Below are 17499 nucleotides of genomic sequence, written 5' to 3' on the forward strand. Positions count from 1 at the left end.
AGAAAGTCATGCAGACACTGAACACCACGCTGCTGATCATCGGCGGCGGTCCTGGCGGTTATGTGACGGCGATCCGTGCCGGCCAGCTGGGCATCCCGACCATCCTGGTGGAAGGCCAATCCCTGGGCGGCACCTGCCTGAACATCGGCTGCATTCCGTCCAAGGCACTGATTCACGTCGCTGAGCAGTTTCATCAGACGCAGCAGCACCATCAGCTTTCGGCCCTGGGCATCAGCGTTTCGGCGCCGACCCTCGACATCACCAAGAGCGTCGAATGGAAAGACGGCATCGTCGATCGCCTGACCACCGGCGTTGCCGCGCTGCTGAAAAAGAACAAGGTCCAGGTCGTTCACGGCTGGGCCAAAGTGGTTGACGGTAAAACCGTCGAGGTCGGCGACACACGCATTCTGTGCGAGCACCTGGTGCTGGCCACCGGTTCGAAAAGCGTGAACTTGCCGATGCTGCCGATTGGCGGGCCGATCATCTCGTCCACCGAAGCCCTGGCGCCGACATCCGTGCCCAAGCGCTTGATTGTGGTCGGCGGTGGCTACATCGGTCTGGAGCTGGGCATTGCCTATCGCAAGCTCGGTGTCGAGGTCAGCGTGGTGGAAGCGCAGGAGCGCATCCTGCCGGCCTACGACGCCGAACTGACCCAGCCTGTGCACGAAGAACTGAGAAAGCTCGGCGTGAAGCTTTACTTGAAACATAGCGTGCAAGGCTTTGATTCAAAAGAAAATACATTGCAAGTACTGGCCCCGAACGGCGCGACCCTGAACCTGGAAACCGACCAGGTGCTGGTGGCCGTCGGTCGCAAGCCGAACACCCAGGGCTGGAACCTCGAAGCGCTGAACCTGGACATGAACGGTTCATCGATCAAGATCGACAACCGTTGCCAGACCAGCATGCGCAACGTCTATGCCATCGGCGACCTGAGCGGCGAACCGATGCTCGCGCACCGGGCCATGGCCCAGGGCGAGATGGTCGCCGAGCTGATCAGCGGTAAATCCCGCGAGTTCAACCCGACCGCCATCGCCGCCGTGTGCTTCACCGACCCGGAACTGGTGGTGGTCGGCAAGACCCCGGACGAGGCCAGGACTGCTGGCCTGGACTGCATCGTGTCGAGCTTCCCGTTCGCCGCCAATGGCCGGGCGATGACCCTTGAGTCGAAAAGCGGCTTCGTGCGTGTGGTCGCCCGTCGGGACAATCATGTGATTGTCGGCTGGCAGGCAGTCGGGGTCGGCGTGTCCGAATTGTCCACGGCGTTCGCGCAAAGCCTGGAGATGGGCGCGCGGCTGGAAGACATCGGCGGCACCATCCATGCGCATCCGACGCTCGGCGAGGCGGTGCAGGAAGCGGCGTTGCGTGCGCTGGGGCATGCGTTGCACCTGTAAATCAGGGCGAGGGATGGTGGCAGGGATGGCCTCTTCGCGAGCAAGCCCGCTCCCACAGGGGAATGCATTCCAAATGTGGGAGCGGGCTTGCTCGCGAATTCTCAAGGTCAACGCGAATTATCTGCCGATCAGCCGATAGTCTGGGCTGCGATTTAGCCCAAGAATGAAGTATTGTTGTCCCCATCCAAAAAACGTCAGAAGCCTTGAACCGTTTCGGCGGTTGTTAAGTGATAGAGGGTGTCATGGGTAACGAAAGCATCAATTGGGACAAGCTGGGTTTTGACTACATCAAGACCGACAAGCGCTATCTGTCGTACTTTCGCAATGGCGAATGGGACAAGGGCACCCTGACCGAAGATAACGTGCTGCACATCAGCGAAGGCTCCACGGCCCTTCACTATGGCCAGCAATGCTTCGAAGGCATGAAGGCCTATCGTTGCAAGGACGGCTCGATCAACCTGTTCCGCCCGGACCAGAACGCCCTGCGCATGCAGCGCAGCTGCGCCCGTCTGCTGATGCCGCAAGTCGACACCGAGCAATTCATCGAAGCCTGCAAGGCCGTGGTCCGCGCCAACGAGCGTTTCATTCCGCCGTACGGCACCGGCGGCGCGCTGTACCTGCGCCCGTTCGTGATCGGCGTGGGTGACAACATCGGCGTGCGTACCGCTCCCGAGTTCATCTTCTCGATCTTCTGCATCCCGGTCGGCGCCTACTTCAAGGGTGGCCTGACCCCGCACAACTTCCAGATTTCCAGCTACGACCGCGCTGCGCCGCAAGGTACCGGTGCGGCCAAGGTCGGTGGCAACTACGCCGCCAGCCTGATGCCGGGCTCCAAGGCAAAGAAAGCCCACTTTGCCGACGCCATCTACCTGGATCCGATGACCCACACCAAGATCGAGGAAGTCGGTTCGGCCAACTTCTTCGGGATCACCCACGACAACAAGTTCGTGACCCCGAACTCGCCATCGGTACTGCCGGGCATCACCCGCCTGTCGCTGATCGAACTGGCCAAGACCCGTCTGGGTATGGAAGTGGTTGAAGGCGACGTGTTCATCGACAAGCTCTCCGACTTCAAGGAAGCCGGTGCTTGCGGTACTGCGGCGGTGATCACACCGATTGGCGGCATCGACTACAACGACCACCTGCACGTGTTCCACAGCGAAACCGAAGTCGGCCCGGTCACCCAGAAGCTCTACAAAGAGCTGACCGGCGTGCAAACCGGCGACATCGAAGCGCCAGCGGGCTGGATCGTCAAGGTCTGACCTGACGCCTGAGACACAAAAGCCCCCCATCGGGTGACCGACGGGGGGCTTTTTGTTTGCATCGTACTGACGAGTCCCCCCCCCTGTGGGAGCGGGCTTGCTCGCGAAGGGGCCGTCAGATTCGACATCATCATTGCCTGACACACCGCTTTCGCGAGCAAGCCCGCTCCCACACTGGTTTTGTGTCGTTCGCAGATCTTGTGCACACTGAAAATCCCTGTGGGAGCGAGCCCGCGAAGGCAGTATGTCAGTCACCACAGAAGCAACCGGAAAAATGCTATTGATCATTAATGGATGCACCTGGTGTGGTCGGAGCTGCCGCGATTGGTAATCTTTTGCCATTACCTTCAACCAGCAGCGGCGACTCAAGCCCAAACCGCCCCGCCATCTCCCTGCGCCCCAACGCCGTCAACGCCAACGCCCGACTGTCCAGATCCTGGGTCACCCATTTGCGCTTGAGCGCCGTTTGCAACAACGCCGCCCCTAGAGATCCACCCAGGTGCGGCCGGCGCATGCTCCAGTCCAGGCACGGGCAGGCAAAACGGCGGCGCAGCGTACTCAGATCCTGCACTTCAATGCCTAGCCCCTGAAACATTGCCGAACCACTGTCACTCAAGCGATAGGCCTGTTCGTCGGTTTCCTCCAGCCAGCCCGCTTCGAGCATCCGGTCATGCAACAGCACGGCCAGGGTTCCCGCCATATGGTCGTAGCAGGTGCGGGCAAATTGCAGGCGATCCGGGGTACGCGACTGGAAGCTCGGCGCGCTGTTCTGGCCGATCACCATCAGCGCTTCCAGGGCCTGGGCCACACGTTTGTCCGCCAGGCTGTAATAGCGGTGACGTCCCTGGACGTGCAGCCGCACCAGCGCCAGCTCCTTGAGCCTGGCCAGGTGGGCACTGGCGGTCGACGCGCTGACTTCGGCCACCGCCGCCAGCTCGGTGCTGGTGCGGGCATGGCCGTCCATCAGCGAACAGAGGATTTTCGTCCGCGCCGGCTCGGCGATGGCCGCCGCCACCTGCGAGACGCCCATGTCGTGTTGTTCTGCACTCATATTTCGCTCCCGGACGAATCAACGCCCTTTCGGACTGGAGATAGTAGCAACACTTTCCAACAACAAAAGGCTGTGACCCATGGACCCGATCATCGCTGCGACCCATGCCGATCCTTATCCCTACTACGCACAACTGCGTGCCGAGGGTGGACTGGCTTTTCATCCGGGGCTGAACATGTGGGTGGCCAGCAGCGCCCGGGTGGTGGCTGCCGTGCTGGCACATGCCGATTGCCAGGTTCGTCCCGCGCTGGAGCCAGTCCCCAGGGCGATTGCCGATGGCATGGCCGGCCAGGTGTTCGGCCAATTGATGCGCATGAATGAAGGTGAGCGCCAGCATTGCCCACGGTCGGCGATTGCGCCGGGGCTGGATTTGATCGATACGCGGGAAGTCGAAAGTCTGGTCAGCGCCCGGTTGATCTCCGCCGACGCCGTCGGCCTGCACAACGCCATGTTCCGTGGGCCGGTGTGTGTGGTGGCGGCGTTGCTGGGATTCACCCCGGCTCAGGGTCGAATCATCAGCGAACTGACGGCGGACTTCGTGGCTTGCCTGTCGCCCTTGAGTACCTCGGCACAGCTGGCCGCCGCCCATGCCGCCGCCGAACAACTGAGCGGTTACTGTGCCGAGCTTTTGGCCGACCCGGACAACCACAGCCGCCTGCTTGCAGGCATCCGCCAGCGCTTCACCGGCGGCGCTCCGCAAACCCTGATCGCCAACCTGATCGGCCTGTTTTCCCAGACCTTCGAGGCCACTGCCGGACTGATCGGCAATGCCGTGCTGGCATTGATTCAACACCCGTCATTGCACAGCGAATCAACCTCTATCGAAGACCTGCTGGCCGAAGTACAGCGCTTCGACCCACCGGTACAAAACACCCGCCGCTTCGTCGCCGCCCCCTGCGAGATTGACGGCACAAGGCTGAATGCCGGGGATGTGATCCTGGTGCTGCTGGCCTCGGCCAATCGCGACCCGCAGCTCAACGACAACCCCGACACTTTTCTGCTCGACCGCCCGAACCGGCGCAGCTTCACTTTTGGTGCGGGGCGCCATCAATGTCCGGGGCAGTCACTGGCGTTGAGCATTGCTGGCGCTACCGTCCGGCAAATTCTGGCGATGAAGCCGGAATTGGACCGCCTGACCTGGCATTACCGCCCGTCCGCGAATGGACGAATTGCGCTGTTCAAGGATTGGCCGGTCGCTTGATCGACGATCAGTCCAACTGCCCAACCCGTGCAGCATCCGGCCAGAACAACGCCGCCTGCCCCAAACGCACACCCTGCTGATCAACCAGCGTCCACACCTTGCCTTCATGAATCATGAAGGCATTGCCCTGCCGATCCACCCGATAACCACTGTAGCCATGGGCAATGCCATGGGCCGTGACCTGCTCCAGGAGCGTCTGGCGCATGTCCCGGTCCAGCGGTGACGCACTGAAACGCGAAGGCATGCCGATGAACTGCTCGCGCGGGTACTTGAAACTGGCGAGGGCCTGCTCGTTGGCGTAATAAAACAGCGGATCGGCCTCGGTGCCATGGGCCAGCAAAGCAAAAGGCGCGTGAGCATGCAGCCAGGCCAGGCGCTCGTCCTCGCTCAGCGATTGCGGAGCCGGCAAGCGCGCACCGGTCCAGTGCCGGTAAGCGACATCCAGCTGTTGAACCATCTCCAGAAATTCATTGGCTGGCGACATGGGCTTCCTGTAAGGCGGGTGAGTTCAAACACAAAACCTGTGGGAGCGAGCGGGCTCGCGACAGTGGCGTGATATTCAACATCATTTTTGACCGACCTGTCGCTATCGCGAACCAGCTCGCACAAGGACCCGGTACGGAACCGAACGCGCGGTGCCCGGATCACATCAGTATCGACCGCTGTCACGCCAGGGATGCACGGATGAACGACTCACCAGCACTGCGCAGTTTTATCCCGCCCTACATTCTCAACCGCATCATCGCCCACGGCTCAGAACCGCAGCGCACGGCGGCGATGATCACCCTGCATCATGTGCAAAACCTGCTGCCCAATCCCGGGCCACCTTCGCGGCCGCCGGAGCGGGCGATTCTGCCGCCGCCCGGAAAGCCGGGAGTGGTCCAGCGCAGCCTGCACGACGCCCAGAACAAAATGCTGTTGCCGGGTATGCCGGTGCGAATGGAAGGCCAGCCGGCCACAGGCGATGCGGCCGTCGATGAAGCTTACGATGCACTGGGAGCCAGCTATGATTTCTTCTGGAAGGTGCTGCGTCGCGACTCGATCGATAACAAGGGATTTGCCTTGGTCGGCAGCGTGCATTATGGCCTGGGATACGAAAACGCCTTCTGGAATGGTGCGCAAATGGTCTTCGGCGATGGTGACGGGGAAATTTTCCAGCGCTTCACCCGCTCGCTGGATGTGGTCGCCCATGAGCTGGCCCATGGCGTGATCGAAAGCACGGCCGGACTGATCTACGCCAACCAGTCCGGGGCCTTGAACGAATCGCTGTCGGATGTGTTCGGCATCCTCACCAAGCAGTTCGTCCTTGGCCACACCGTCGAGCAGGCGGACTGGCTGATCGGGGCTGACTTGCTGACGCCAAAGATCAATGGCAGAGGCCTGCGTTCGATGTCCCACCCGGGCACGGCCTACGACGACCCGCTGTTGGGCAAGGATCCGCAACCGGATCACATGCGTGAATTCGTCATCACCCAGGAGGATAATGGCGGTGTGCACATTAATTCCGGCATCCCCAATCGCGCGTTTTATCTGGTGGCCAGAGCGCTTGGCGGGTTCGCCTGGAAGAAAGCCGGGGTGATCTGGTACGACGCCCTGTGCGACAAACGCCTGAATCCGGACGCCGATTTCGATGCCTTCGCCCGGCTGACCGTCGACCATGCCGCCCAACGCTTCGGTGCGCGAGAAGTCGAGGCCGTGCGCCAGGGCTGGGCTCAAACGGGCATCGAACTCACGGAGACCCTATGAAAACCCTGCCTGCATTGGGCGACGACGCCCGGGTTCGCCTCTCTCGCCAGGGCGGTTTCGCGGCGATTCACGCCTTGAGCCGCCCTCGGGAGATTGAGTTTGCGCAATGCGACATCAGCCAGCGCTCCCGCATCTGCTCGGTACTGGAGGGATGCCTGCCCCTGGACAGCACGGAATCCGGCCGTGGCGACCAGCGCTTTTACCAGATAGAGTTGAACTATCGGCTAGGCGGGCAGGAAGACCGGATGGTGCTTAAAGTGCCGGAGGACCAGGCACCGGGAGAGCTGGTCCATCTTTGGGATACGGGGCAGTTGCTGTAGTTCTCCCCGCCCCCACCGGTCAATCATCCCGCGTCAGCACTTCCAGCAATTCAATTTCGAAGATCAGGTTCGAATTCGGCGTGATCTTGCCCATGGTGCGCTCGCCATAGGCCAGGTGCGCCGGCACCAGCAACTTGCGCTTGCCACCGACCTGCATGCCCATGATGCCCTGGTCCCAGCCCTTGATGACCCGCCCGGTGCCGATCACGCACTGGAAGGGTTTGCCCCGACTGTAGGAAGAATCGAATTCGGTCCCGTCCTCCAGCCAGCCACGGTACTGGGTGGTGATCAACGCGCCTTTTACCGCGGCTTTTCCGTCACCCAACTGAAGATCGATTACCTGAAGCTCGTCATTCATTGAATTCACTCGTATGCTCACTCGCCCTCAAGGGCCTGATGGGCGCCGTTTTCCCAGATTTGCCCGCGATTGGCAACCATTGCCGTCTGCGCGCGCTGCGTTCAAAGCTGTTTGCTGAACTAAAATAATCAACTATTACCCGTACGGTTCAACGCCCTGATGGCCATGCCCGAATGATCCTGCTCTGGACCAGCGTCATCCTTGGTTCAATGACGCTCACCCTGATCGTCGCGCTGATCTGGCGCGAACGCTCGCTGCACAAGCAACTGGCGCAGTACCGCGCAATCATTAACAGCCTGTCCGAAGGCCGGAACATCCATCAGGCTGGTGACGCCGAGCGCTTCAAGCGCAGCCAGTATTTCGCTCGCATCGGCACCTGGGATTGGGATGTCGACACCGACCGCCTGTACTGGTCCGACGCGATTTTCGGCATGTTCGGGTTCAAGATCGGCGAAGTGACGCCCTCCTACGCCCTGTTCTGCTCCTGCGTGCATCCTGAGGACCGGCTGAGGGTCCGGGCCGGCGAACTGCGTTGCCTGGAAACCGGCGAAAACCATGATGAGGAGTACCGCGTGGTCTGGCCCGACGGAACGATCCGCTGGCTGCGGGAAACCGGCAACGTGGTCAAGAATGACCACGACGAAACGATCAAGATGATGGGCGTGGTACGCGACATCACCGAAGAAAAGGCCTCGGCCAACTACCTCAAGCACCTGGCCCATTACGACCCGCTGACCGGCCTGCCCAATCGCCTGGTGCTCGAAGAGCGCCTGTCCGAAGCGCTGGAACAGGCGCGCGCCAGCGCCACGCGGGTGGCGCTGGTGTTTGTCGATCTCAATGGTTTCAAGGCCATCAACGACCGCTATGGCCACGCGGCCGGCGACCGCGTGCTGGTCACTACCGCCACACGGCTCAAGCGCATCCTGCGCGGCACCGACACCGTCGCGCGGATCGGTGGCGACGAATTCGTGGTCATCCTCCAGGGCTTGCCCCAAGGCGAAAGCCTGCAAGATGAAGCGCGCAGCATCTGCCAGAAAATCTTCGTCGAACTCTCCCCGCCCGTCACCATCGGCAACGACCAGCGCCACATCGGCACCAGCCTGGGCGTCGCCGTGTTCCCCGATCATGCGCCGAGCATCGACCGCTTGCTGCACATTGCCGACCTGGCGATGTATGAGGCCAAGCGCAGCGGGAACAATCAGTATCGGCTGGGCACCGAGAGCGTGGTGCGGGCGCACAGCGAATAGCGCTTAGTCCCCGAATGCATTGATCCATTTTGCACATCAATGCTCGGTGCAGGCTTCCTGATGCGTCCGTTGGGCGCCGTGGTGCTGGGTGCCTATATCGATGACGTGGGTCGACGAAAAGGATTGATCGTGAATCTGTCGATCATGGCCAGCGGCACCATTCTGATTGTGCGGGTGCCCTTGAACACACCGCTTAATGTCCCTGCTGGCCTGCCCATAGCGTCTGCGGGACACATACAGCCCCGTCCAGTAACAATCGGGCCGTTCTCATCCGGCCGCAACTCATTAATCGATCATGTCCGGGATGAAGGTCCGGGTGCTCAGTGCTCCACCCGCTTGTGCTGGCGCAATCAGGCACATCTTGGGCACGTTACGCAGGCTCACTTCGTCAAGGTTCATACGCGGCCCGGCTTGCAGGCGGATCGATTCGAGGCGGGCCTTCAACTCAGTATGGGCATCCAGTTATGCCGGACTCTCATGGCCACTCAGACCGAGGTCTTCAGCTCGGATCAGCACCACCGGCATGCCGTTGTCGAATGCAGTTTCAGGTAACCATCCTTACGTGGAACGACTGGATTCAAATTTGCAGTGTTCCCCTTACCAAGGCTTGCAGCCTGGGCAAAATACTCGCTTCGTCATTGCCCAAAATGGCAATCGAAGAACCACGCAACTCTGCCGTCGAAGCGGCAGCTGCGTCGCCGGCCAAGGCCACTGGGCACGTAACGCCCATTTGAAGGGCACGCAGTCGCTTGTGTGCATCTACCTGCAGTGGCGCCTGGACCCATAGCACCAGCGCGGCGGGCTGAATCGCTTCACACAGCAACGGCAGTTCTTCCAGAGGCTGGCCCGTGCCCAGCACCTCGATGCGCAGCTGGTCACTACTCATCAACACACCGGCACACAACAGCTCCAATTCGCGCGCATGGCCCGAGCCATCTGCCAGCAGCACGCAAGCACCGTTGCTCTGGTTCATCTGCAGTCGCAACAACATCCGCGCACGCAAGAAGGCGTCAAGGAACAACCACTGACTGCGTCGACCGAAATGATTACCGGATGCCAGGCTGCGCCAGACCGGCAGCAGAATAGCCTCCAGTGCAGTAGCTTTCGGATAGATCGTAAATAGTTGCCCGTGCAGGCGCTCCAGTTCAGCGCCATCAAAAGCCTGCGTGGCACGATGAACTGCCTCTTGCCACTGGACCAGGGGGGCTTCGACCGGGCCCGATACAGTGATACCGGGCGTGTCCTGCTGCCGGACGAGCAACGCGCCTATCTTGCTGATGGGCAGGCCCCGGCTGGTCCAGAGCATGATGCTACGAATATGTTCGATGTCCTGTTGCGAATACAGGCGATGCCCTCCCACAGTGCGTACCGGTCGGATCAGCCCGTGGCGGCGCTCCCATGCCCGCAAGGTAATCGGGTTGACGCCAGTCAGGCTGACGACTTCCCGCATGGGGAGCAAGGCGTCGTCGGAGGTGGATTCGATGGGCTCGGTCATTGAAAGTCGTTGCATCCTGAGTGTGTTGGCATTCTAAACCAGGCATGACACTTTTTAACCAGCACCAATCGATGCCCGACGGCACTGCGCCCTGCCATCTAGGCATGGCTGCCGCTGACGATTACGCTGTGAGGCAACCCCACGAATCAAAAAGAGCCCAGACCATGATTGAAGCCAAACTCCTACAACTTATGGTCGAAGCCTCCAATGACGGCATCGTCGTGGCCGAGCAGGAAGGCAATGACAGCATTCTCATCTATGCCAACCCCGCCTTCGAGCGCCTGACCGGCTACAGTGCAGACGAAATTCTCTATCAGGATTGCCGGTTCCTGCAGGCAGACGATCATGATCAGGCCAGCCTCGCGGCAATTCGCAACGCCATCCGCCTCGGTCAGCCTTGCCGGCAGGTGCTGCGCAACTATCGCAAGGATGGCAGCCCGTTCTGGAACGAGCTGTCTATCACTCCCGTGCACAACGATGCCGACCAATTGACCTACTACATTGGCATACAGCACGACGTCAGCGACAAGATTGCCGCTCTGGAAAGGATTCAGTCACTTGAAACCGAAGTGGCCGAGCTTCGCAGCAAACTGGCAAAGCTCGGTGGCTGACGACGCGTAGCGCTACGATCGACACAAAAATTGTACAAGAATATTGACTTGTACACTTTTCCCCGTAGGCTTCAGATAAACATGTACAAGTTTTCCGACTTGTACAATTTTTCCTGGAGCCTGCCATGTCTGCGTATCTCCACCACTTCGCCGAGACGTTCGCCACGCTGAACGCTGATTGCCTGGACAGACTGGGCGAGCTCTACAGCAACGACGTTCAGTTTCGTGATCCCCTGCATCAGCTGGATGGCTTGCCGGCGCTGCGCAGATACTTTGAAAAGCTGTACAGCAACGTCCAGGATATCCGCTACGACCTCCTTGACGTGGATGAAATCACCCCCGGCCACGGTTATCTGCGCTGGAACCTGCATTTTCGTCATCCGCGCCTGTCCCACGGCCAGCCGATCAGCCTGCAAGGCTGCAGCCACCTGCGCTGGGCGCAACATGTCTACCTGCATCACGACTACTTCGATGCCGGCGCCCTGCTCTACGAGCACATCCCGGTAGTTGGCGGGGTGATCAGCTGGATCAAGGGGAGGCTCGCATGAGCCGCTGCTGGCTGACAGGAGCCAGCAGCGGTCTCGGCGCCGCCCTGGCTGAGCGACTGCTGGAGCAAGGCCATGCGGTTGCCTTGGGTGGCCGGCGGACGGAAGCCCTGATGCCGCTGGTGCTGCGCTACCCTGAGGCCCTGCTCGCTACCGGCGATGTGACGGACCCACGACAGGTTTCGGCCATCTGCGAGAACATCGAGCAGGCATGGGGCGCGCTGGACCTGGTGATCCTGAACGCCGGCACCTGCGAATATCTTGTACCGGGCAGGTTCGAGGCCGAGACCGTCGAGCGCGTGATGCGTACCAATCTGCTGGCAGTCAGTTACTGCCTGCAGGCGGCCCTTCCACTGCTGCGCCGCGGTCAGAGACCACACCTGGTAGTGATCGGCAGTTCGGTGACCTGGCTGGCGCTGCCGCGGGCTGGAGCCTATGGCGCTTCCAAGGCGGCCCTGCGTTATCTGGTCGAATCCCTGCGCCTGGATCTATGCGCCGAAGGCATTGATGTAACCTTGGTCAGCCCAGGGTTCATCGACACCCCCCTGACCCGGCGCAATACCTTTGCCATGCCACAACTCTGGACGGCCGACCGCGCCGCGCGGCATGTCGTCGCGCGTCTGACGCGACGACCGCTGGAGATCAACTTTCCACGCCTCTTCATTCTCGTCCTGCGCTTGCTTGGCGCCCTGCCTGCGCGTTGGCGCCTGGCCCTGGGTCGTCGATTGGCGCGAACCGAACAGGAATAGCGTCATATGCGTATCGCCATTATCGGCAGCGGGATCTCTGGCCTGACCTGTGCCTATCTGTTGTCACGTCGCAATGAGGTAACCGTGTTCGAAGCGGCTGACTGGATCGGCGGTCATACCCATACGGTCGACATCGAATGGCAGGGCCGGCGTTATGCGGTAGACACCGGTTTCATCGTCTTCAACGACTGGACCTATCCCAACTTCATCCGCTTGATGGATCGCCTCGGAGTCGTCTCACGCCCCACCGAGATGAGCTTTTCCGTGAACGATCCGCAGAGCGGCCTGGAATACAACGGCAATAACCTGGACACCCTCTTCGCCCAGCGCGGCAATCTGCTGTCGCCAGGCTTCTGGGGCATGTTGCGCGATATCGTGCGCTTCAACCGCCAGGCGGTGGCCGACCTTGACAGCCACCGCATCGAGCCGGGCATGAATCTTGGCGATTACCTGTACACGCGAGGCTACGGGCAGCGCTTCATCCATCACTACATCGTACCCATGGGCTCGGCCATCTGGTCGGTATCACGGGCCGATATGCTGCGCTTCCCGTTGCACTTCTTCGTCCGTTTTTTTCGTAACCATGGCCTGCTCTCGATCAGCCAGCGGCCACAATGGCGAGTGATCGAGGGTGGCTCGCGCAGCTATGTGGCACCGTTGTGCAAGACCTTCAGCGAGCGCATTCGGCTCAACTGCCAGGTGATGAGCGTCCGCAGGGACGAAAACGGCGTGATGATCACTAGTGCGGCAGGCCATGAGCGTTTCGACAAGGTCGTGTTCGCCTGCCATAGCGACCAGGCTTTGGCGCTGCTGGAGAAACCTACGACCACCGAGCACGAGGTGCTGGGTGCCCTCGGCTACGCCGCCAACGAAGTATTGCTTCACACCGACATCCGCCTGCTGCCCAGCCGGCGCAAGGCCTGGGCCAGCTGGAACTATCGCCTCGGTGGTCCCGCGCACGCCCCTGCGGCCGTGACCTATAACATGAACATTCTGCAAGGCCTCGACGCCCCGGTGACCTTCTGCGTAAGCCTCAATCAGGGCGATTGCGTGGACCCGTCGCAGGTGCTGGCGCGATTCAATTATGCACATCCCCAATACAGCCTTGCCGCCATGGCAGCCCAGGCACGCCAGGGTGAGCTACAGGGAACCCGGCACAGCTACTTCTGCGGCGCTTATTGGGCAAACGGCTTCCATGAGGATGGCGTGGTCAGCGCGCTGGACGTCGCCCAACGGTTCGGGGAGCGCCTGTGAACAGCAGCCTTTGCAACGGTTGGGTCAGCCACCGGCGCCTGCTCCCGCGATTCCATGGATTCCGTTATCGCATCGGCATGCTTTATCTGGATCTGGATGAACAGGATCTGTTGCCGGGCCTGTCCCCGTTACTCGGTGCTTCTCGCCTGGCACCGTTGTGCTGGCGAGAAACCGATTACCTGCCAGCCTGGACTCGTCGCGGTATCTCCTTGAAGGAAGCGGTGCGCGAAGTAGTGGCCAAGTCCTTGGGCCAGGCGCCCTGCGGCAGCATTCATTTGCTGACCCAGCCGCGCAGTTGGGGCATTTCCTTCAATCCGGTCAGTTTCTACTTTTGCCACGACAGTGACGGTCTCCTGGCGGCGATTGTGCTGGAGGTACGTAACACCCCTTGGCGTGAGCGCTTTCACTACGTGTTGTCTGTGCCGCCCGGTCAGCCCCGGCAGTTCTCGGTCGAGAAGGCATTCCATGTCTCGCCATTTCTGCCAATGGATATGCAGTACCACATGCGCTTTTACATCGATGACGCGCACATGCGCATCCACATGGAAAACCGCCGCAAAGGGCAAAAAGTCTTCGAGGCCGACCTGGCCCTGAAGCGCCAGCCGCTGGATGCCTCAGCACTACGACGCCACGTACTGGCCTTCCCGTGGATGAGCCTGCGCACCCTCGGCGCCATTTATTGGCAAGCCATGCGCCTGTTGCTCAAGCGCACCCCGCTCTATGCCCACACAACCCGTCATAGCAGCCAAAACCTTGGCCATCACGTCAACGAGGAGCCCGAGCATGTCCGATCCAACTCTGAGCGTTAGCAAATCCTTGGGCCTGGCGCCGTTATTCGGCGGCCTGGCCAGGAGCGCCGTGCTCACTCAGCTTCGCAACCTGCGCCAAGGCCGTCTGCGCCTGATCTGCCAAGGCAGGCAGTGGCTGTTCGGCGACGTCGGCAGTGCGCTGCATGCCGAGGTCGAGATCTTCGACGAGGCAGCCTGGGGCATGGTGGCTGCCAACGGCTCGATCGGTGCCGGCGAAGCTTACATCCATGGCTACTGGCGCAGTCCGGACCTGGCCGCGGTCACTCGCCTTTTTGTCGCCAACATTGAGGTGCTCGACGCCCTTGAAGGCGGGTTGGCGCGCCTGGGCCGTCCGATCCTGCGCCTGCTGCATTGGCTGAACCGTAACAGCCGGCGTGGCTCGCGACGCAATATTCTCGCCCATTACGATCTGGGCAATGCCTTGTTCGAGCGACTGCTGGACCCGACCATGATGTACTCGGCAGCCATGTTCGATAGCCCGGAACAGAGCCTGGAGCAGGGCCAACTGAACAAGCTGGAGCGTATCTGCGTCAAACTCGCGCTGCGTCCTGACGATCATCTGCTCGAGATCGGTACCGGTTGGGGTAGCCTGGCGATCCATGCCGCCACCCGCTACAGATGCCGGGTGACCACCACCACGTTGTCCGACGCGCAGTACGCCCATACCCTGCAGCGCGTCCAGGATCTTGGTCTGCAGGACCGCATTACCGTCCTGCGCGAAGACTACCGCGACCTGGGCGGACGCTTCGACAAGCTGGTCTCTATCGAGATGATTGAGGCGGTCGGGCACCGCTATCTGCCTGTTTACTTTCAGCGCTGCGCGTCGCTACTCAAGGATGACGGCTTGATGCTGCTGCAGGCCATCACCATCCGTGACCAGCGTTATGAACAGGCCAGGCGGTCGGTAGATTTCATTCAGCGCTATATCTTTCCCGGTGGTGCCCTGCCCTCCCTGAGCGTCATGCTGCAGACCGCCAGTTGCCATACCACGTTGAACCTGGTGCACATGGAGGACTTCGGCCTGGACTATGCGCGGACACTGCAGCACTGGCGCGACAACTTGCGTCAGTCGCGCACCGCCTTGACCGAGCTGGGCTATGACGACACCTTTCAGCGCCTCTGGGAGTTCTACCTGTGTTACTGCCAGGGTGGTTTCGAGGAGCGTACTATCGGCGTCGCGCAACTGCTCTGGGCAGCTCCGGCCGCACGCCGCGCAGCGCTGCCGGGCGCCTGATTTGAGCCGGGCCTGGTTGATCGGCAACGCGCTATGGATGCAGGCCGCCTGGTGGGCTTGCGTACTGAGCGAGCGCCATCCTTGGCTGCTACTCCCCGTGGTGGCAGGCCTGCTGGTGCATGTGGCTGCTTGCCCACGACCGGGCGACGAAGCAACCACTCTGGCCTGTGTGGGGATGGCAGGCTGTTTACTGGATGCCAGCCTGGGTGCGCTCGGAGTCTTCGACTTTGCCCGGCAACCCCTTCCCCTGTGGCTTGCGATGCTGTGGCTGGTACTGGCCAGTGGGCTTCGCCACAGCCTGGCCTGGGCTCGACGTCCCATCTGGTACGGGGCGCTACTGGGCCTGTGCGGTGGACCCCTGGCTTACATCGCCGGTGCAACGCTGGCCGGTGTAGGCCTGCCTTGGGGCACCCTTGGCACGGCCCTGCTGCTTGCGCCGCTGTGGGCTGTATGGATGCCAATCATCCTGCGACTGGCTGCGTCCCGCTGATAAACAACAGCCTTTTGAATGCGTGAATATCACCTGCTTTGCCGGTGATTGAGGGTTTACGGAAGCGACTGCGGCTGACGGCGGAAGAACAGGATCACTTGTCCCAACTCGACGCCAAGCTTGCTCATACTCGAGCGATTGATCATCGTGTCTTCGTCCATCAGGTACATCCAGTCGTCCAGATCCACTTCCCAATGCCTGCCGTCAACCGGCAGGTCAAGGCGATAGCGCCAGCGCAGCGCGTTGCCAGCGATCTCTCCGCTGGCCTCTCCAACTACGTCGTCTGCTCGACCACGCCAACGCCCGGCGCCGGCCGGTTCCAGCGTCCAGACGCGCCGCTGACGAGTGCCATCGCTGTAGAGAAATCGCTCGTCGAGGATCAACTGCCGGCCCTCGACGCGGCTTTCGATCTGGACATGGAAGCGCTTGACCACCTCGCCCGAGCGATTCTGGAACAGACCCCAAGCCTGTACCGGCCGAGAGAAGAACGCAACGAGATCCAGCGTCGGTTGCTCCTTTGCGTAGTGCTCCACGCCAACGTTGTTACAGCTGACCAGCAACAGGCCAGCGAGCAGTACCAGTATTTGACGCATCAAAACCTCCTCACTCCGCCGGCCCGGCCATTCCCAGCAGTCGTTGACGCAGTTGCTTGTCCCGAGTGCGCGGATCAAGCCAGATGTCGAAGAAGGCGCGGGCGAATGCAGGGTCATCGACCCTCCGGCGCAACTGGCCATCGACGAAGAAAGTGCAGCCCTTGCCGGGATGGTAGACCCCGGTGATGCGCATTCCGGGCCGAACATCGACGAAGGCTTCACGCATTTCACTGGACCAGCGTTGGAGGGTGGACTCCTCTGGACGAGCCTCTGCCATGCGCTCCATTTCATTGAGGCTGACCTCCACCAGCGTGTCCCGGGAAAAGGCACGGTGATAAGTCAGTTCGAGTGCAAAGGGCTGATCCCAGGTCAGCGACAAACCAGAGCTCCACAACCGCGCGGTGTATAGACTCACGCCGAACCAGGTAAAGTCGCCGCTGCCCACCAGACGCCTATCGGGCAGCGCGGGATGCCAATCCGCCCAGGCAGGCACGGCGAGCAACATCGCGAACAGCCAGCATATCGACAGACGATGTTCGAGAAAGCGTCTGGAATCAGCCACGTTCATCAACGTCTCGGCCCTTTTTAAAATTCTATACAAGATTAGCTAACTGTATAGTTTTTACACTATCAGTACACAACGTGTACAACTTTTTCGGCCCAAACTCGATGATTCGGCCCGCAGGGCTGCGCGTCATCACATCCTCGCTATGCGAATCAAGCCCCATGGTGATGGCGGGCGGCCGCAGAACATGGTCACTGGCAAGCTCGCAAAGTGACCACGCTCCCATGGGTGCTGAATCGCACCAGGTGTCGAGAGGGGTGAAGCTGGGTTAAAAGCCAAGGTACGCGGGGGGGCGTGCAATATTGACGCCCATAGAAGGCCCTTTTTACTCAGAAAATATCCGCAGGCACTAAAGATTAAAACGAGCAAAGCATGTCCGCTTTGGGTCCAGGCTGTGTGAAAACGCCAGTGTTTGTCTAACCTTTTGATCGTCTAGATCGTATTGGGGGCGATCATGAAGCGATTCATTGAAGGTGAGGCTCGGACGCAAGTCACGTTGCTGCCTAAGTGCCTGGACGATTACGTAGCCGAAGAAAATCCAGTGCTCGAGGTTCTTGAAAACACCTCCCACAGACCCC

19 protein-coding genes and 3 pseudogenes are annotated in these 17499 nt (G+C 60.8%); 15 read left to right on the top strand and 7 right to left on the bottom strand.

Annotation, left to right across the window (positions count from 1 at the left end; genetic code table 11):
- Positions 1 to 8 precede the first annotated feature (8 nt).
- Together lpdA and ACXX83_RS12230 are read left to right on the top strand one after the other, a co-directional pair.
- Positions 9 to 1391 (top strand): dihydrolipoyl dehydrogenase, encoded by a 1383-nt coding sequence (gene lpdA, locus ACXX83_RS12225; protein ID WP_458548589.1) that lies wholly within the window; start codon positions 9 to 11, stop codon positions 1389 to 1391.
- Positions 1392 to 1633: 242 nt separating this feature from the next.
- Positions 1634 to 2653, top strand: coding sequence for a branched-chain amino acid aminotransferase (locus ACXX83_RS12230; protein WP_015095447.1), 1020 nt, complete (start codon positions 1634 to 1636; stop codon positions 2651 to 2653).
- 277 nt (positions 2654 to 2930) lie between these two features.
- Here the strand turns inward: ACXX83_RS12230 and ACXX83_RS12235 are convergent, their stop codons facing one another.
- On the bottom strand, positions 2931 to 3704 hold the full coding sequence (locus ACXX83_RS12235; protein WP_458548590.1) for an ArsR/SmtB family transcription factor: 774 nt from the start codon (positions 3702 to 3704) through the stop codon (positions 2931 to 2933).
- Between the two features lie 79 nt (positions 3705 to 3783).
- On the opposite strand from ACXX83_RS12235, the gene ACXX83_RS12240 reads away from it, so the two are divergent.
- Positions 3784 to 4905 carry a cytochrome P450 gene (locus ACXX83_RS12240; RefSeq protein WP_015095449.1) on the top strand — a complete coding sequence of 374 codons (1122 nt, stop codon included), beginning with the start codon at positions 3784 to 3786 and terminating at the stop codon, positions 4903 to 4905.
- 7 nt (positions 4906 to 4912) lie between these two features.
- Here the strand turns inward: ACXX83_RS12240 and ACXX83_RS12245 are convergent, their stop codons facing one another.
- Entirely contained in the window at positions 4913 to 5389 is a 477-nt protein-coding gene (locus tag ACXX83_RS12245; RefSeq protein ID WP_015095450.1) for an MEKHLA domain-containing protein, read from the bottom strand.
- A gap of 200 nt (positions 5390 to 5589) precedes the next feature.
- Here ACXX83_RS12245 and ACXX83_RS12250 point away from each other — a divergent pair, with 200 nt between their 5' ends.
- On the top strand, positions 5590 to 6651 hold the full coding sequence (locus ACXX83_RS12250; RefSeq protein ID WP_015095451.1) for a M4 family metallopeptidase: 1062 nt from the start codon (positions 5590 to 5592) through the stop codon (positions 6649 to 6651).
- On the top strand, positions 6648 to 6971 hold the full coding sequence (locus ACXX83_RS12255; protein ID WP_015095452.1) for a protealysin inhibitor emfourin: 324 nt from the start codon (positions 6648 to 6650) through the stop codon (positions 6969 to 6971). Before ACXX83_RS12250 ends, ACXX83_RS12255 begins: the two co-directional genes overlap by 4 nt.
- Positions 6972 to 6990: 19 nt before the next feature.
- Here the strand turns inward: ACXX83_RS12255 and ACXX83_RS12260 are convergent, their stop codons facing one another.
- Positions 6991 to 7329, bottom strand: a complete 339-nt coding sequence (locus tag ACXX83_RS12260) for an FKBP-type peptidyl-prolyl cis-trans isomerase (RefSeq protein ID WP_007981061.1) — start codon at positions 7327 to 7329, stop codon at positions 6991 to 6993.
- A gap of 173 nt (positions 7330 to 7502) precedes the next feature.
- Here ACXX83_RS12260 and ACXX83_RS12265 point away from each other — a divergent pair, with 173 nt between their 5' ends.
- Together ACXX83_RS12265 and ACXX83_RS12270 are read left to right on the top strand one after the other, a co-directional pair.
- On the top strand, positions 7503 to 8576 hold the full coding sequence (locus tag ACXX83_RS12265; RefSeq protein ID WP_458548591.1) for a diguanylate cyclase domain-containing protein: 1074 nt from the start codon (positions 7503 to 7505) through the stop codon (positions 8574 to 8576).
- Between the two features lie 36 nt (positions 8577 to 8612).
- Positions 8613 to 8756 (top strand): annotated as a pseudogene (locus tag ACXX83_RS12270) (citrate-proton symporter); the annotation flags it as partial.
- 13 nt (positions 8757 to 8769) lie between these two features.
- Here ACXX83_RS12270 and ACXX83_RS12275 read toward each other — a convergent pair.
- Positions 8770 to 9119 (bottom strand): annotated as a pseudogene (locus ACXX83_RS12275) (PrpF domain-containing protein); the annotation flags it as partial.
- 34 nt (positions 9120 to 9153) lie between these two features.
- Positions 9154 to 10059 carry a MerR family transcriptional regulator gene (locus tag ACXX83_RS12280; RefSeq protein ID WP_458550196.1) on the bottom strand — a complete coding sequence of 302 codons (906 nt, stop codon included), beginning with the start codon at positions 10057 to 10059 and terminating at the stop codon, positions 9154 to 9156.
- 176 nt (positions 10060 to 10235) lie between these two features.
- On the opposite strand from ACXX83_RS12280, the gene ACXX83_RS12285 reads away from it, so the two are divergent.
- The 7 genes from ACXX83_RS12285 (at position 10236) to ACXX83_RS12315 (ending at position 15763) form a co-directional block, all read left to right on the top strand.
- On the top strand, positions 10236 to 10682 hold the full coding sequence (locus ACXX83_RS12285) for a PAS domain-containing protein (RefSeq protein WP_217835434.1): 447 nt from the start codon (positions 10236 to 10238) through the stop codon (positions 10680 to 10682).
- Positions 10683 to 10807: 125 nt separating this feature from the next.
- Positions 10808 to 11230: a nuclear transport factor 2 family protein gene (locus tag ACXX83_RS12290; RefSeq protein ID WP_458548592.1), complete on the top strand. Its 423-nt coding sequence runs from the start codon at positions 10808 to 10810 to the stop codon at positions 11228 to 11230.
- The gene (locus ACXX83_RS12295; protein ID WP_217835436.1) at positions 11227 to 11976 is read left to right on the top strand and encodes an SDR family NAD(P)-dependent oxidoreductase; all 750 of its coding nucleotides are present in this window, start codon (positions 11227 to 11229) and stop codon (positions 11974 to 11976) included. Before ACXX83_RS12290 ends, ACXX83_RS12295 begins: the two co-directional genes overlap by 4 nt.
- Positions 11977 to 11982: 6 nt before the next feature.
- Complete coding sequence (locus tag ACXX83_RS12300; RefSeq protein WP_458548593.1) at positions 11983 to 13230, top strand: NAD(P)/FAD-dependent oxidoreductase; 1248 nt, start codon at positions 11983 to 11985, stop codon at positions 13228 to 13230.
- Positions 13227 to 14039 (top strand): DUF1365 domain-containing protein, encoded by an 813-nt coding sequence (locus ACXX83_RS12305; RefSeq protein WP_458548594.1) that lies wholly within the window; start codon positions 13227 to 13229, stop codon positions 14037 to 14039. The genes ACXX83_RS12300 and ACXX83_RS12305 overlap by 4 nt, the downstream gene beginning before the upstream one ends.
- Complete coding sequence (locus tag ACXX83_RS12310; RefSeq protein WP_217835439.1) at positions 14014 to 15273, top strand: SAM-dependent methyltransferase; 1260 nt, start codon at positions 14014 to 14016, stop codon at positions 15271 to 15273. Before ACXX83_RS12305 ends, ACXX83_RS12310 begins: the two co-directional genes overlap by 26 nt.
- Before the next feature lies 1 nt (position 15274).
- Complete coding sequence (locus ACXX83_RS12315; RefSeq protein WP_458548595.1) at positions 15275 to 15763, top strand: DUF2878 domain-containing protein; 489 nt, start codon at positions 15275 to 15277, stop codon at positions 15761 to 15763.
- Positions 15764 to 15819: 56 nt separating this feature from the next.
- Here ACXX83_RS12315 and ACXX83_RS12320 read toward each other — a convergent pair whose 3' ends face one another.
- Together ACXX83_RS12320 and ACXX83_RS12325 are read right to left on the bottom strand one after the other, a co-directional pair.
- Positions 15820 to 16356, bottom strand: coding sequence for a DUF3833 domain-containing protein (locus ACXX83_RS12320; RefSeq protein ID WP_217835441.1), 537 nt, complete (start codon positions 16354 to 16356; stop codon positions 15820 to 15822).
- A 10-nt stretch (positions 16357 to 16366) separates the two neighbouring features.
- Positions 16367 to 16924, bottom strand: a complete 558-nt coding sequence (locus tag ACXX83_RS12325) for a chalcone isomerase family protein (RefSeq protein WP_420832590.1) — start codon at positions 16922 to 16924, stop codon at positions 16367 to 16369.
- A 451-nt stretch (positions 16925 to 17375) separates the two neighbouring features.
- Between ACXX83_RS12325 and ACXX83_RS12330 the strand changes: the two are divergent.
- Positions 17376 to 17465: pseudogene (locus ACXX83_RS12330) on the top strand (hypothetical protein); the annotation flags it as partial.
- Positions 17466 to 17499 lie beyond the last annotated feature (34 nt).

The organism is Pseudomonas sp. GNP012, from assembly GCF_054343835.1.